A 14,906-nucleotide genomic window follows, 5' to 3' on the forward strand; every position below is an offset into this window, starting at 1 on the left:
ATAATTTGTAATTTAACATACCAAAATTATATAAAAGATTACTCCGTTTGGTATATGTTAACAAAAACTTTAACAATTTTATAAACAATTAAAATCTTTTATCCTTATTTACGTAATAAGACCACACTATAGATTTTTTATGGTAGTAATTTTCTTTCTTTTTTTGTGAATTTCGAAATTTTAAAAGCTTAGGAAGTTTTGCGTAAAATGCAAAATGTGCTTTAATGATTGCTAAAAAATGCTGAGGCTTAAATTCTAGTAAAAACTTGATGCCAGCTATACCATCTAAAAGTAACCTAGTAAACACTTTTGGTATTATTGAGCCATGAGCATTTTTAACTAAGGTATAAAAACTATTTCTAAAGTTTAAATATGTTTTTTTAGCATTAGAGTTTTTAAGTGTTGCACCACCAACATGGTATATGCTTGATGTGCCAATGTATTTTGTTGTATACCCTTTGTTATAGGCTCTCCAGCACAAATCAATTTCTTCCATGTGGGCAAAAAAGTCTTCATCAAACCCATTGAGTTCACCAAAAACAGATCGCTTTATAAATAAACAAGCACCTGTTGCCCAAAAAATAGTAGCAATATCATTGTATTGACCATTATCTTTTTCAAGAGTGTTAAAGATACGACCTCTACAAAAAGGGTAACCATATTTATCTAGATAGCCTCCTGCAGCTCCAGCATATTCAAAATGGTCTTTTTGTTTGTAATCTAAAATTTTTGGCTGCGCAATGGCAATGTTTTTATCGTTGTTAAAAGCCTCTTGAATGGGTGTAAGCCAATTAGGAGTTACTTCTACATCGCTATTGAGTAAACAAAATACATCAGCATCAATAGTATTAAGAGCATCGTTATAGCCTTTGGCATAACCACCATTTGTAGAATTGATAATAACTTTAATGTTAGGATATTCTGTTTTTAAAAACTCAACGGAGTTATCTGTTGAAGCATTATCAGCTACGTAAATATCAGCATTTTGAGAATAAGCAACAACCGATGGTAAGAACTGCTCTAAAAGTTCTTTTCCGTTCCAATTAAGTATGACGACAGCTATTTTCATTTTTGATATTCAGGAATGTCTCTTAAAAACACATAGCGTTCATTTTCAAAGTCCATTTGGCAATAATAATGATTAATTCCGTTGGTAACCATTAAATAGGTTGCGTTTAACTCTAAATTATAACGTGCAATTTGATCAAAGACGGTCTGGTCAATATTAATTTTTGGAGCTTTACATTCTACAACCAAATGTATTTGTCCGTTTGGGTTATAAACGACTATATCGTAGCGTTTTCGTAAATCGTTGACCGTTAATTCTTTTTCAACATTAATTAAAGATTTTGGGTATTTTTTCTCTTCAATTAAAAACTGTAAACAATGTTGTCTTACCCATTCTTCAGGTTGTAAAACCACAAATTTTTTGCGAATAGCATCAAAAATAGAAACTTTATTTTCGTTATTTTTGAATCGAAACGAGTATGTAGGAAAATTTAGTTTTTGCACACTACAAATTTGGTGAAAATTTTTCAATGGACGAAGTCAAAGAATTAGTAAGCGATATACGAAAAGGACACATTAAACCTGTTTATTTTTTAATGGGTGAGGAGCCTTATTATATAGATAAGTTATCAGAATTTATTGAAGACAATATTTTAAGCGAGGAAGAAAAAGGGTTTAACCAAATGGTGCTTTACGGAAGAGATGTGAGTGTTGAGGATATTATAGGTAATGCTAAGCGTTTTCCTATGATGGCAGAGCACCAAGTGGTTATAGTAAAAGAAGCTCAAGACCTTTCTAGAACTATTGATAAGTTGGAAGCCTACGTTGCAAATCCGCAACCAACAACTATTTTGGTTGTAAATTATAAGTACAAGAAAATTGATAAACGAAAGTCACTTTACAAGGCTATAAAGAAAAATGGTGTTGTCTTTGAAAGCAAAAAACTATACGACAATCAGGTGCCAGATTGGATTAGGAGAGTGTTGTCTGGTCAAAGCTATTCAATAACTCCAAAAGCAGCATTGATGCTTGCTGAATTTTTAGGAACCGATTTAAGCAAAATAAATAATGAGCTTGAAAAACTAAAGATTGTACTTCCTGAAGGCACTGAGATTACTCCTGAGCATATTGAGCAAAATATTGGGATTAGCAAAGATTATAATAATTTTGAATTGCATAAGGCTATTGGAGATAGAGATACTAAAAAAGCCTTTAAGATTATTAAGTATTTTGGTGAAAACCCAAAAGATAATCCAATGGTAGTTACAGTTTCATTACTTCATAGTTATTTTTCTAAACTATTGCAGTTACATGGATTAAATGATAAGTCGTCTAGAAACGTTGCGTCTGCATTAAAAATAAACCCTTATTTTGCTAACGAATATATTGTAGCAGCACGTAACTATCCAATGAAAAAAGTAAGTGCTGTTATTGACTCACTAAGAGAGTTTGATGTAAAGAGCAAAGGTGTTGGTGCTAACTCAATACCGCAAAGCGATTTGCTTAAGGAATTAATGGTTAGAATTATGAATTAAGCTTCTAATAGCTCTAATTCTACAGTGTAATCGTATTGTAAATCTTCATGTAGTGTTGCAACTATTTTTTTAATGGCAACAATTTGTCTTTGATATATGTTAGTTAGCGTTACATTGTGCTTTATTGAAGGTTTAAACGCTTTTAGTTGCTTACAAAAGTAGAGTAGAAGCTCAACTTCGGTTTCTTTTTTTAGTGAGTATCGTGCGTATTTTTTTATGAGTCTCAATATTTTTCTGACACTTTTTTTAATGTAGAAATAGCTGTTGGTGTTAATTTGTTCAAACAAGTCATCAATTTCAGATTTTACAGCTTCAATGTATCCTGTTTCATCATGAGATTCAAACAGTAAATAGGTGAGTAGCTCTTTGTTTTCTTTTTTGAATTTTGATAACCGTAAGCAGAGTTCTATTAATTCTTCAGAAGAACGATGCTGTAATTCTTTTTTAATACTAACTACAGTTGCTGCTTTCATAGGTTTCCTTTTAGTAGGTTAACACTAACTGTGGCGAGTTCACTATCAGGAAATTTTGAAAAATAATGCTCACTTGGAACTAAACCTGCTTCTTCAGCAATACTATTAAAAACATCAACTTCAATAATGTATTGGTCGCTATAACCATGAGTAGCGTCGTAAGCAGTAGCAGCGGTTTTCCCTAGGTTAGCAGCCGTGAGTTTAGGGTTTATGGTGTGTAATTCGATAATGAGTAAACCAAAACGTTCTACATAAGGTTTCCATTTTTGTAAATGTTCTAGCAGAGAATCTTCTACTGAATTATTACTAATGCGTTTTCCTTGATAAGCATAAGCACCAGATGATTGACTAACTCTGTTAGTAGTTGTTTTTGGAGCTTCCCAAATACGGTTGTGGTCTAAAAATGTGCGTACATTAAGTAAGTCTTTTAAATCGATGTTATAGTCTTCTTTTAAATCTTTTGCTAATAAATCTGGACGTCCTATGTCTCCCCAAATTACTTTAGCCCAAATATCAGCTTTAATTAAGTTGGCTCTGGTAACTTTTAAAGCAGCTTGGTTAAAATCGGCTCCAACCAATAATAAAGGGTGTTCTTCTAATACTTTTCCTCTTGAAGATTGGTGCTCGATAACGTCAAATATATGCTGAATAAACGCACCATTTCCACAACCCATATCTAGTATGCCTTTTGGTTGTTCGTCTATGGGTTTGTTAAAGAGTTCAATAATAACTTCGTCTATAACCTTGAAATACGTTGAATGCGCACCACCACTTCCCCAAACATTCATTTCTCTGTCAACATGTTTTTCCTTTTCATCGGGAGAATCGGTTTTTAAAATCATAGGATTTCCAAAAATCAACTCATCTAGTTTTACAAAGGTTGGAAGGTAAGATACAGTAACGCCATAAGCACTTGCTCTTTTAGCAAAAAACAATCCTTTGTCGGTAAACTGATAGGTGTTCTTTTTCTTAGTAAACCAATCTAAATGTGTGAAAAAGTCCAATATTTTCTTAAAACTTTCTGGGTCTTTATGGTATTCTTCAGCAGTAAAAGAGGCTTCCATAAAATATTTATGAAATAAACCATTAACTCCTAATAACACAATTATAGGAGCAACAATAACACCTTCAATGTGTTTTAAAATTTGTTGTTCAATACTGTTTTCTTCTACTTTGCCTAATCCAAAGTTTTGCTCAAATTTTTTGAATATGCGTTCAAGAGCAATAAATGCATCTGCGCCAATTCGGTCTTCAGGAAATTTAACCGAGTAATCCAAAAGCTTTACAGCATCTTCATATAAATGAACAAGTTCAAAAGCCTTTTTACTGTTAGTATTAATTTCATAATCTACTTTGTCATTGGCATTGTCTAGGTGCTGAGTAAGCCAACCTTGAGCAGACAAAATTCTTAACGCAATATTGAGATAGCCATCGTTAGCATTGAACTTTTCGGTTAATTCTGTTAGACTACATGTTTTATTTTCTAAAAGGTATTGTAATACTCCTTTTGAATTCAAAGCATGAGCAGTAGTAGCAGTAGCAATACCATCAAGGTGTTTAAAAATATTACTTCTTAATTGCTGTTTGTCTTGCTTTGTGAGCATAGTTTTGGTGTAAATCGAAATTATTAATTGATTATATTTTTAACGAAAAATGACCTCTGTATTCTTTTCCTTCAGGAAGTTTTAAGTAATACCAATAATCGTCAGGTGTTAATAGTTTACCATGTAATAAACCATCCCAACCATTTGATGTATTTGGGTTGAAAGCTTTGAGAAGTTTACCGTACCTGTTAAAAATGTAAATTGTAATATCAGGATAATCGTTTGAGTCTAATCCTTTTATATTCCATGTGTCGTGTCTTCCGTCGTTATTTGGTGTGAAGTATTTAGGAAACCCAATAATATTAAATGTTTCAGAACTAATATTGCAGTTAAAAAGGTCTTTAATATATACTGTATGAGATCCTGCTTCTACATTAGTAAATACATTGCTAGGTTGGTAGATTCCGTTAGGGTCATCTAGTGAAAATACAAAATCTCCAATTGTGGCGATGAGGTTTATAGTTACATCATAATCGTTTATAATTATGCTTTCTACTTGAGCAGTTTCAATTTGATTAACAGTAACAGTTATATGTTTTTCACAGTTTAAAGCAGGGTCAATTATTGTTAAATTGTAAATACCAGGTTCGTTTATGTAAATCTGATTGGTGGTATCATTAGTATTCCATAAATAATTAAAGTTAGAAACATCACTATTACTTAAACCAGAATCAATTATTATTGGAAATTCAGAAGGACAAACATTAATAGTTTGGTCGTCAATTAAAGGAAAGTCTTTAACAATTAATTCTAAAACGCCACCACCATAACATACGTTATCGCTTTCAGCTCTAATATAAAGGCTAGTAGAAGATGAAGTATAGTTTAATGGTACTGCATTTATGCCAATAGCAGCATCTTGTTGTGTTTCATGAAAGGTAACATTAACATTTGTAGGTAAGTTGAGGGTGTTTACGATATTCTCAACTGCATTATTTAAATCAAATTCAGCGATACCAGAATTATCTAAATCACAAGTTTCAAGTTCAAAACTATTTAAATCAACTGATTGTGTGGTTTCGAGTCTTATTGATGCGATATTAAAACATTGTGTATTGGCTTTGTATACTTTGGCATATAATATTTCGCCTTGGTATTGATTTTCATAAACATTGTTTAAGGCATTTGAGTTGTGTTCATCAGCTAGAGCTTCTGCTTCAGAATGGTAATAGTAAACCTGAATAGCTTCAGAAGTGTTGAAGGTTAAAGGTCCATTGGCTAAAGCTAAATTAAAGGTTGCAATACCATCATTTGGGTCGTTGTCATACGAGTCGCATTGTACCAAATCGTAAGTGTTTTGCATTACATTAGGAGCTTCTGAAATATTTATTTGTTTAACCATTGGGTCATATTCAACACCATTAATTGATAGGGTTAATGTAGCTGTATAAGTTCCTGGTTGGTCATAAAAATGATAAGCTTCTTCGTTAGTTGAGGTTTGACCGTCACCAAAATTCCATTCTACAGTATCATAAGGCTCTTCAGAAGTTATAAAAAAATGAGTGGTATCACCAAGACAGGTAAACTCGTAATCAAACGTGTAAAGAAATATAGATTGTATAAAAGGCGGAAGTCCTAGTTGAGCAGTTTTTCCTTCTAAAAAAAGAGAATTATGAGAATAGTTACATGCAGAGCCAATACCATTTGGGTTATTTATAACAGATAGATATTCTCCTTCTCCAAAAACAGGATATCCTGCTCTGTAAATTTTACCGTTAATAGCTAATTGCAAAGCGCCAGCAACATTTGAAGAGCTGTTAACGGTTTGCTGTGTAGTCTCAACATTAGCAGCCTCGGTTTGGTATTGATACAAATAACTTGTAACAAATAAATCGTCCTCATCAAAAACGCTAGTAGTAACATATAGTAGCTCTGAATTAGGCGAAAATTCAACTCCGTAAGGATAGGTATTTGAAATTACGTTTTTTTGATTGCTTACAACACCTGTAGCGTTATTAAAATCGTACAATAATACCTTTCCTGATTTTTTTGTTCCGTTTCTCGGGCTACCTAGATTTGTTGAGCTATGTGCTATTGCAATTTTTTCTCCATCAGGTGATACTTTTAAGTACCCAATAGCAGTAACATTTGCACCTTCTTCATTAATCCTAGGCTCTACCATTTGTTGAACCGAAGAAACAACAGGAGTATCAACAACACCAGTATAGTCAACTAAAAACGCATAAAATTTATTTCTAAAATGTGTAATAACCCAAACAGCGCTTCCGTCGCTATGTGTTACAGCTGTGATTTTTTCGGAAGATTTATATTCGCTTTGAGTAGCATTGTTAACGTCATAAGTGATTAAATGTATGTTTTTTTGAGTATCAACAACATCACCTAAGCCATTGTTAAGTGTCATGTCAACTTCAGAATAATTAACACCATCAATAGGTTCGTCTTCTGTTAAAAAATAACTTGGTTTGTCAATAGTAAAAATGTAATAGGAGTTTGAATTACCGGGTTTAGGGATAATAAGTGCAGATTCTGTGCTAGAGGAATGTCCTAAAAGTCCTTCGCCATTAGGCATAATTTGATGTTGTCTATCCCAAACAGTTCTACCATCAGTATAGAATAATAAGCTACCATTAGCATCAGAAATTGTAGCGCATCCTTCTTTGGTAATGAGTTGTCCATTTAATAAAACTGAAGGATCATCTCCAGTGTTAAAATCAAGACCAGCATTGTAGCCAAAATACCAAATAGCAGATTCGTTTTGCGAAAACAAGCTAATCGTAGTTAAACAAAAAATAATCAACAAAAAGTGTCTTATCATGAATAACCTATTTATTCACCTTGAAAAAGGAGAACTTATAATAAGTAAATATAACTATTTGATTTTTAAGTTGAATACATCAAACAGTAAATGAAGTCAAATTACCTAATTTTTGGATAACTTGAAGGGTTTACTTCATGCATAACATTATAAACAGCCTCAAAAATATCTTCGGAAGAAGGTTTTGAGAAATAATCACCATCAGTACCATAAGCAGGTCTGTGTGCTTTAGCTGTTAATGTTTTAGGTTGACTGTCCAAATATTGATAAGCGCCTTGAGTATTTAATATTTCGTTTAAAATATATGCCGAAGCTCCTCCTGGAACGTCTTCATCAATAACCATTAATCGGTTTGTCTTTTTAACACTCTTCACTATATCATGGTTAATGTCTAGTGGAAGTAGTGACTGTAAGTCAATAACTTCTGCATCAACACCAACTTCTAGAAGCTCTTTAGCAACATCTTCAACAATACGAAGTGTCGATCCATAGGATACCAAAGTAATGTCTGCACCTTCTTTAACAGTTTCAACAACACCAACAGGTGTTTTAAGCTGTCCTAAGTTATTAGGCATTTTTTCTTTTAAACGGTAACCATTTAAACATTCTACAATAAGTGCAGGTTCATCACTTTCTAAAAGCGTATTGTAAAATCCTGCAGCCTTAACCATATTTCTAGGAACAAGAATATTAACACCTCGCATTAAATGTAAAATTCCGCCCATTTGAGAACCAGAATGCCAAATACCTTCAAGTCTGTGTCCACGAGTACGAATAATTAATGGTGCTTTTTGCTTGCCTAAAGTTCTGTAATACAATGTAGCAAGGTCGTCACTAATGATTTGAAGTGCATACATTAGGTAGTCTAAATACTGAATTTCAGCAATTGGACGCAATCCTCTCATTGCCATTCCAATACCTTGACCTATAATTGTTGCTTCTCTAATACCAGCATCAGCTACTCTAAGTTCACCATATTTTTTCTGTAATCCTTCTAAGCCTTGGTTAACATCACCAATATTTCCTGAGTCTTCACCAAAAACTAAGGTTTCAGGATAATTGCCAAAAATGGCATCAAAGTTATCTCTTAATATTAAACGTCCATCAACTTCTTCTGCATTGTCATCATAGGTTGGTTCAACCTCTTTAATATTTAGTACAGAATGTTTGGTTTCGCTATATAAATGCGAACTGTATTTTGGTTGAACTCTGTCTAAGTTAGTGTTAATCCAGTTTTGTAATGTTGTTTTTTCTGCTGATTCTTCAGAAATCACATAACGAAGTGCTTTTCTTGCAGAAGAAAATACATCTTTTCTGATAGGTTCTTTTATGGCAGATAAATCATTGACAAGTTTTGTTAAAAACACCTTGTTTGGACTAGAAGATGCAAGCTTAGTTAAAATATCAATAACTTCGTTTTGCTCTTGCTTGATTGGTTTTAAGTAAGCATCCCAAGCTCTTTTTTTACCTTCTCTTACTTGTTTTTTTATGTTTTTATCAATGCTGTCTAATGTTTCTTCATCAGCAATATTATTGCTAACCATCCATTGGCGCATTTTTAAAATACAATCGTGCTCAGCTTCCCAAGTTAAACGCTCAGGAGATTTGTAACGCTCGTGAGATCCAGAAGTAGAGTGACCTTGAGGTTGTGTAAGTTCAACCACATGAATCATTACAGGAACGTGCTCTTCTCTTGCAATTTTAGAAGCCTGTTGGTAGGTTTCCATTAATGCTACATAATCCCAACCATTAACTTTAAGTATTTCGTAACCTTTATGTTTATCGTCTCTTTGAAATCCTTTTAAGATTTCTGATATGTTTTCTTTAGTAGTTTGGTGTTTAGCATGTACAGAAATTCCATACTCATCATCCCAAATACTTATTACCATTGGTACTTGTAATACACCAGCAGCGTTTATGGTTTCAAAAAATAAACCTTCACTAGTACTAGCGTTACCAATTGTTCCCCAAGCAACTTCGTCACCATTTACCGAAAACTTAGTAGCGTCTATACCTTTAACATTTCGGTATATTTTAGAAGCTTGTGCTAATCCTAATAAACGAGGCATTTGACCAGCAGTAGGAGAGATGTCAGCGCTTGAGTTTTTTTGTTGAGTTAAGTTTTTCCAGTTACCATCTTTGTCTAAACTGTGAGTACCAAAATGACCTCCCATTTGTCTTCCTGCCGACATAGGGTCAGCTTCAATAGAAGGATGTGCATATAAACCAGCAAAAAACTGGTCAATGGTTAGCTCACCAATAGCCATCATAAAGGTTTGGTCTCTGTAATAACCAGATCTAAAATCTCCATTTTTAAATGCTTTTGCCCATGCAAGTTGCGGGACTTCTTTACCGTCACCAAAAATCCCAAATTTTGCTTTACCAGTCAAAACTTCACGTCTACCTAACAAACTACATTCTCTGCTTGTAACAGCAATTGTGTAATCGTTTATGACTTCGGCTTTGAAATCATCAAAAGTGATGTTGTTTATAGTGTTTGGTTCAGTATGCATTTATAGAGGTATTTTTAAGTTGCAAATTTAGGGAAACTTTCTGTTCTTTACAACGCCTAAATTTGTTATAATATTAAGAATATATCAAAAAAAAGCAAATATTTTTAATATTTCTCTATTAAATCGATAAAAATTAAGAATCTGTTAATAAATTCCTAATACCACTTCCTTCTAAATAGGCCTAAAAGTGCTTGTGGATCTACTGTAAATTTAAACCTTATTTTTTGATCGTAATGTGGTTGAGCAATTTCCCATCCTAAATTGGAATATACAGGGAAAAATACTTCAAAATAATCTGGTACTAAGTTTAATCGTATTCCGGAGTCATAAACGACTTCAGCATCAGAGTATTTGTTTTTTACAAGACCAAGGTCTCCATAGGCTTCAATATATTTCCAAATGCTTGTACTGGTATTTATAGTTGTCATCCATTGGTTGGCAAAAGCAGGTCTTAACTTTGATTTAAATCCACCTTCGGCAATGATAATTTGTTGACTAAAAATACCAGAAGCTTCAGAGCGTCCTAAATAATCGTAATCAAATAAATAATCAGTAGGTCTATCTAAAGCAAAACTAAAGTAGTTGTTATTGGCATCGGTTTTATTGTATAAAAATGTACCAGCAAAAAACCTAAAGTTAAATTGTCTGTTATTTTCAGAAAGCTTACGATACTCGTAGTTTACAGCTATTTTACCAAATTTATTGGCTATTTGAAAGTCTGTATAAATTTTATAAAAATCGACCAAACCAGGATTAGAGTTTATATATCTAATATTGAAAACACCATAATCTGGTTCTTCAGTCAATACAAGATTGTTGTCTTCTTGCTTTCTTGAAATATCCAAATACCTTAAGTTAATGTAGTTAGACTTATTAGACCTAAAGTTTTTGTCATCTCTAAAATAAAATGAAAGTGTAGGCGATACTATGGTTACAAAAGCATTTTCAGCAAAAGATGAATAACTAGCGGTTAAACCGTAGGTAATATTGTATAGGTTGTTGTTTTCAATATTGTGAGTAAACAAAACAGTTGAAGATCCTGTTAAGGTCTTAGAGTTTGTTGAGTATTGTGGAGAAAACTTGTAGTTTAATTTTTTACGCAACAATGTTTTATTATAGATTTTTGCTCCTAAATTTAAACCATCGTAAATATTTTTATACTCTACAATTGGCATTAAAAATACTTGGTTGTAATGAGGATCTTCAATATCCTTAAATAATCGAAATTGAAATGGTTTATTGTTGAAGAAAAACCCTTTTAAGGATTTTTGGTTATCTCTTAGGTTTATTTCTGGTATTGCATTATCGTAATTTAAAACCAATTTATTAGCGTCATTTCTTGGTATAGTTAACGTTTTACTTCCATTAACATTTTCTATCCAAGTTTTAGAAAGTATTGAATCGTTATTTAAAGTAAATAACGACACAGGCATTGCATTTTTACGCTTGTTTTTTATAGTAAATGTTATTGAATCTTCGGTTTTTGAAACATTTTTAATTTTAAAATCAATCTTTTTTCTTGTTGTTAGATAATCATCAAAAAACCAATCGATATCTTTTGAGGTGTTTTGTTTTAAAAGTGTTTCAAATGCTTTAGAAGAAGTTGGTTGTAGCCTAGTTTCTTTTAAAAATTGAACGATAGTCTGCTCAAGTACATTTCCATTAATAAAGTCGTCTAAGTATTTTAAACCCAAACCTGCTTTATACTTACTTGCAATATTAGCATTGAACTTTAATAAAGAATCTTTAGACATTGCCAAAGGTTGATCTCTATTAGTACGAGCCATTTGCATAAAAAACAACAGGTATTGGTCGTTGAATTTTAAATCGGCAGCATGAAAAGATCTTACTCCCCAAACATCAGCTAATGTTCCTAGAAGCTTCATGTCTGGATAATGTTCTTCAATATATTTCATTAGAAAATAAACTTGAAAACTATCTTTTAGCCAATAGTCTTTACGAGGATTTATCAATAATGTATTTTCAAGATATTTGTTGAGAGCTGTTCTTAAAAGCTTCAGTTCGTATTGAAAATTATCAGGAAAAGGCCTAATAAAACTTGGTAACTGGTTAAGGCCATACAATGGGTCTTTTTTATACTCAATTTCGGTTAACAACATTCTTTCATGTGGATACTTTCCTAAGTTGTCATCAATAAAACTGAGTACTTTATCAGTTATAATAGCTCTTTCATGTGCTTCTAAGTTTTCTTCTTTTAAATTAGTAATAACAGTTACATTATCGGTTTTCACATATTTAAAATTAGGAAATCGAGCTAGAGATAAAAACGAATTAATACGATCTTTTCCATTTATAATAGTAATTAATGTACTATCAGTTTGGTTAAGCGCAAGCGTGTTTAACTCTGTCATGAGTGCATAGTTTCTTGGGTGCTCAATTTCAAACGTTAAGTCGGTTTTAGGTAGGTATAAATCGTCAAGATTTTTATTGCTGTAGTAATGCCATTCACCATCATAAATAGCAGGTGTTACATACCAATACTTTAAATTGAAATCTTTGGTTTCGGTTATTCCATAACTGGTAAATGTATCATTAGGAACAACTAAGTTGTAATTTAAAAGAATATTGTACGATTCTCCTGGAGAAATAGCGTTGTTAAGCGTGATTTCAATAACATCAGGATGGTTTTTTAAACGAGTAAACTCTAAATCGTCACCTTCATTTTCTTTAACCGATGTAATATTTGTGTAGCCTCTTTCATCACTTTTAGCAAAATGGAATTTGTTGTTAAATTCTTCAGTAAAACGTTTTGCTAACGGACTAGTTTTAACGGAGTAGGCGTTGTTCCAATCGTTTAAATATATGGTCTTTAAAGTGTCTTTTGAGGTGTTTTGATAGGAGATATATTGCTTTATATGCAGGGTTTTATTAGGAATATCAAACTTTGCATTTAACTCAATTTTATTTTGAGCCCATGTACATAGGTTTACTAATAAAAGTAGATATATAGTTATTGCTGATTTCAATTCGTTACCACAAACTTTAAATGGTTACTGTTAAATTGGGACAAGGTAATATAGTATAAACCATTTGATAGATTTGAAATGTCTTCCCTAATATATATCGAATTTTTTAAAGGAATGGTTTTTACCAATTGACCAATACCATTATAAATAGTTATAGTCGTGTTAAAAAGTGCTTCAGAATGTATTTCTAATTCTAAAAAAGAAGTATTCAAAATATTTGAACCAACAAAGCGTATTGGTTGTTTTAACTCAGGAGTGTAGGTGTTTAGAGTCTCAGTAGTTTGTAATTGTAAAGTCACTGGTAAGTGATCGCTAAAATAGTACAGAGCATTTCTAATATTAAAATCAAAATCGGTTCCTGAGCAATTGGTTGAATTTATTTCTTGATTATGACAAGAGGTGTTGGCGTTATTACCAAATACTTTATAAGAATCGTTTACATAAAAAATATCAGTATTGGTAAGCATGTTTTCTGAAGCTAAAATAAAATCAAATCTGTCGTCAAAACCACCTGTAGTTCCTCCTAAACCAGTTTGCGTTCTGGTTGATTGAGTAAAAACGTCAACGTAGCTACTATTGTTGTGCCAACTTCCAATTCTATTAGCAGGATCAACAAATGTAATGTTGTTTGAAGTGTCAATTAGCTCTTGAAAAGCAGGTTCAGAATGGGTGTAAACATTTAAGTCGCCTCCCAAAATAACGTTGCTGTTTACAGGAAAAGTGGCCAAGTAATCTGTTAAATCTTGAACCATTTGAAGTCGTAATGCTTGATTGTCTGTTCCGCTAGAAGCTTTTAAATGACAAACAATAACATCAATGTAAACTGGGTTTGTGCTTTGATTTACAGTGTTTAGCTTTAATCTGTAATGATTAAAATCCCTATAAATAGTAATTACTTCATTCTGACTTTCTAAAATAAATTTTGAAGTGTCAAAATAGATAAGGTTTTGCAGGTCATTTTGATTACCAAGATTATCATCAGAATTATTAAGAACAAAAGCAGCTCTATTATAATTAGGATTTATGCTTTGCATCATAGCTAATATGTCATTAGCTCCATTTTCATTGTTGAGTTCACAAACCATGAATAAGTCTGGTCGGTAATCATAAACAATGGTGTTAAGGTATTGCAACCTATTTTCTACATTGTTCTCTAGAGGATAGTTTAAAAGATTATAGAACATAACATTGAAGGTCTCTTGCGAGAAGAGACCATAAATATTAAGCATACCAGCTAGCACAAGCAATGCTATGTTCTTCTTTTTCATAACTATATTTTGGAAAGCAATTTTCTCTTAGAAGTTAGGACTCAAGTTGAATTCTTTGTAGAATGCATCAAGAATTTCTAAAACTTCATCAGCAGTATCCACCAAATGAATTAAATCTAAGTCTTTAGGGCTAATGTTATTGTGAGTTTCTAAAAGTGTTGCTTTAACCCAATCCATCAATCCGCTCCAAAACTCTGTTCCTACAAGTATAATAGGGAATTTTTCAATTTTATTGGTTTGAATTAAGGTAATCGCTTCAAACAACTCGTCTAAAGTTCCGAAACCACCAGGCATTACAACAAAACCTTGAGAGTATTTTACAAACATTACTTTTCTTACAAAGAAATAGTCAAAATCTAAACTCTTGTCAGAATCAATATAAGGGTTGTCATGTTGTTCAAAAGGCAACTCAATGTTAAGTCCTACCGATGTTCCTCCAGCAATGTGAGCTCCTTTGTTACCAGCTTCCATAATACCAGGTCCACCACCAGTAATTACACCATAACCATGGTCTACAATTTTGCTAGCTACTTCTTCAGCTAGTTTGTAGTATTTGTGGTCTGGTTTTGTTCTTGCAGAACCAAAAATTGAAACACAAGGTCCAATTCTGCTTAATTTTTCATAACCATTAACAAACTCTCCCATGATTTTAAAAATTGCCCAAGAGTCGTTTGTTTTTATTTCATTCCATCTTTTGTGATGTTGTTCGTTTCTCATAGTGTAAATCTTATTTTTGTAACAT

General features: G+C 32.4%; 10 protein-coding genes. 1 reads left to right on the plus strand and 9 read right to left on the minus strand.

Annotated elements, in window-relative coordinates; translation table 11 throughout:
• Positions 1 to 88: 88 nt before the first annotated feature.
• Together OD803_RS06895 and OD803_RS06900 are read right to left on the minus strand one after the other, a co-directional pair.
• On the minus strand, positions 89 to 1,069 hold the full coding sequence (locus OD803_RS06895; RefSeq protein WP_262732884.1) for a glycosyltransferase family 2 protein: 981 nt from the start codon (positions 1,067 to 1,069) through the stop codon (positions 89 to 91).
• Positions 1,066 to 1,512, minus strand: coding sequence for a type I restriction enzyme HsdR N-terminal domain-containing protein (locus OD803_RS06900; protein WP_134200283.1), 447 nt, complete (start codon positions 1,510 to 1,512; stop codon positions 1,066 to 1,068). The genes OD803_RS06895 and OD803_RS06900 overlap by 4 nt, the downstream gene beginning before the upstream one ends.
• Positions 1,513 to 1,538: 26 nt before the next feature.
• Between OD803_RS06900 and holA the strand changes: the two genes are divergently transcribed.
• Entirely contained in the window at positions 1,539 to 2,543 is a 1,005-nt protein-coding gene (holA, locus tag OD803_RS06905) for a DNA polymerase III subunit delta (RefSeq protein ID WP_262732885.1), read from the plus strand.
• Here holA and OD803_RS06910 read toward each other — a convergent pair.
• The 7 genes from OD803_RS06910 to OD803_RS06940 form a co-directional block, all read right to left on the minus strand.
• Positions 2,540 to 3,016, minus strand: a complete 477-nt coding sequence (locus OD803_RS06910; protein WP_262732886.1) for a hypothetical protein — start codon at positions 3,014 to 3,016, stop codon at positions 2,540 to 2,542. The genes holA and OD803_RS06910 overlap by 4 nt on opposite strands.
• Complete coding sequence (locus OD803_RS06915; RefSeq protein WP_262732887.1) at positions 3,013 to 4,620, minus strand: class I SAM-dependent methyltransferase; 1,608 nt, start codon at positions 4,618 to 4,620, stop codon at positions 3,013 to 3,015. The genes OD803_RS06910 and OD803_RS06915 overlap by 4 nt, the downstream gene beginning before the upstream one ends.
• Before the next feature lie 31 nt (positions 4,621 to 4,651).
• On the minus strand, positions 4,652 to 7,396 hold the full coding sequence (locus OD803_RS06920) for a T9SS type B sorting domain-containing protein (protein WP_262732888.1): 2,745 nt from the start codon (positions 7,394 to 7,396) through the stop codon (positions 4,652 to 4,654).
• A gap of 101 nt (positions 7,397 to 7,497) precedes the next feature.
• Positions 7,498 to 9,909 (minus strand): alpha-ketoacid dehydrogenase subunit alpha/beta, encoded by a 2,412-nt coding sequence (locus OD803_RS06925; protein ID WP_262732889.1) that lies wholly within the window; start codon positions 9,907 to 9,909, stop codon positions 7,498 to 7,500.
• A gap of 155 nt (positions 9,910 to 10,064) precedes the next feature.
• Positions 10,065 to 12,896, minus strand: coding sequence for a metalloprotease (locus OD803_RS06930; protein ID WP_262732890.1), 2,832 nt, complete (start codon positions 12,894 to 12,896; stop codon positions 10,065 to 10,067).
• The gene (locus OD803_RS06935) at positions 12,893 to 14,164 is read right to left on the minus strand and encodes a hypothetical protein (RefSeq protein ID WP_262732891.1); all 1,272 of its coding nucleotides are present in this window, start codon (positions 14,162 to 14,164) and stop codon (positions 12,893 to 12,895) included. Before OD803_RS06935 ends, OD803_RS06930 begins: the two co-directional genes overlap by 4 nt.
• A 27-nt stretch (positions 14,165 to 14,191) precedes the next feature.
• Entirely contained in the window at positions 14,192 to 14,881 is a 690-nt protein-coding gene (locus tag OD803_RS06940; protein WP_129760586.1) for a TIGR00730 family Rossman fold protein, read from the minus strand.
• Positions 14,882 to 14,906: the final 25 nt, after the last annotated feature.

Origin of the sequence: Gaetbulibacter sp. NE (genome assembly GCF_025548475.1) — a bacterium.
Classification (GTDB): domain Bacteria; phylum Bacteroidota; class Bacteroidia; order Flavobacteriales; family Flavobacteriaceae; genus Gaetbulibacter_B; species Gaetbulibacter_B jejuensis.

Coding starts and splice junctions, on each gene's coding strand:
- OD803_RS06925 (WP_262732889.1), bottom strand. CDS start 9,909: ATGCATACTGAACCAAACACTATAAACAACATCACTTTTGATGATTTC.
- OD803_RS06935 (WP_262732891.1), bottom strand. CDS start 14,164: ATGAAAAAGAAGAACATAGCATTGCTTGTGCTAGCTGGTATGCTTAAT.
- OD803_RS06940 (WP_129760586.1), bottom strand. CDS start 14,881: ATGAGAAACGAACAACATCACAAAAGATGGAATGAAATAAAAACAAAC.
- OD803_RS06895 (WP_262732884.1), bottom strand. CDS start 1,069: ATGAAAATAGCTGTCGTCATACTTAATTGGAACGGAAAAGAACTTTTA.
- OD803_RS06910 (WP_262732886.1), bottom strand. CDS start 3,016: ATGAAAGCAGCAACTGTAGTTAGTATTAAAAAAGAATTACAGCATCGT.
- OD803_RS06915 (WP_262732887.1), bottom strand. CDS start 4,620: ATGCTCACAAAGCAAGACAAACAGCAATTAAGAAGTAATATTTTTAAA.
- holA (WP_262732885.1), top strand. CDS start 1,539: ATGGACGAAGTCAAAGAATTAGTAAGCGATATACGAAAAGGACACATT.
- OD803_RS06920 (WP_262732888.1), bottom strand. CDS start 7,396: ATGATAAGACACTTTTTGTTGATTATTTTTTGTTTAACTACGATTAGC.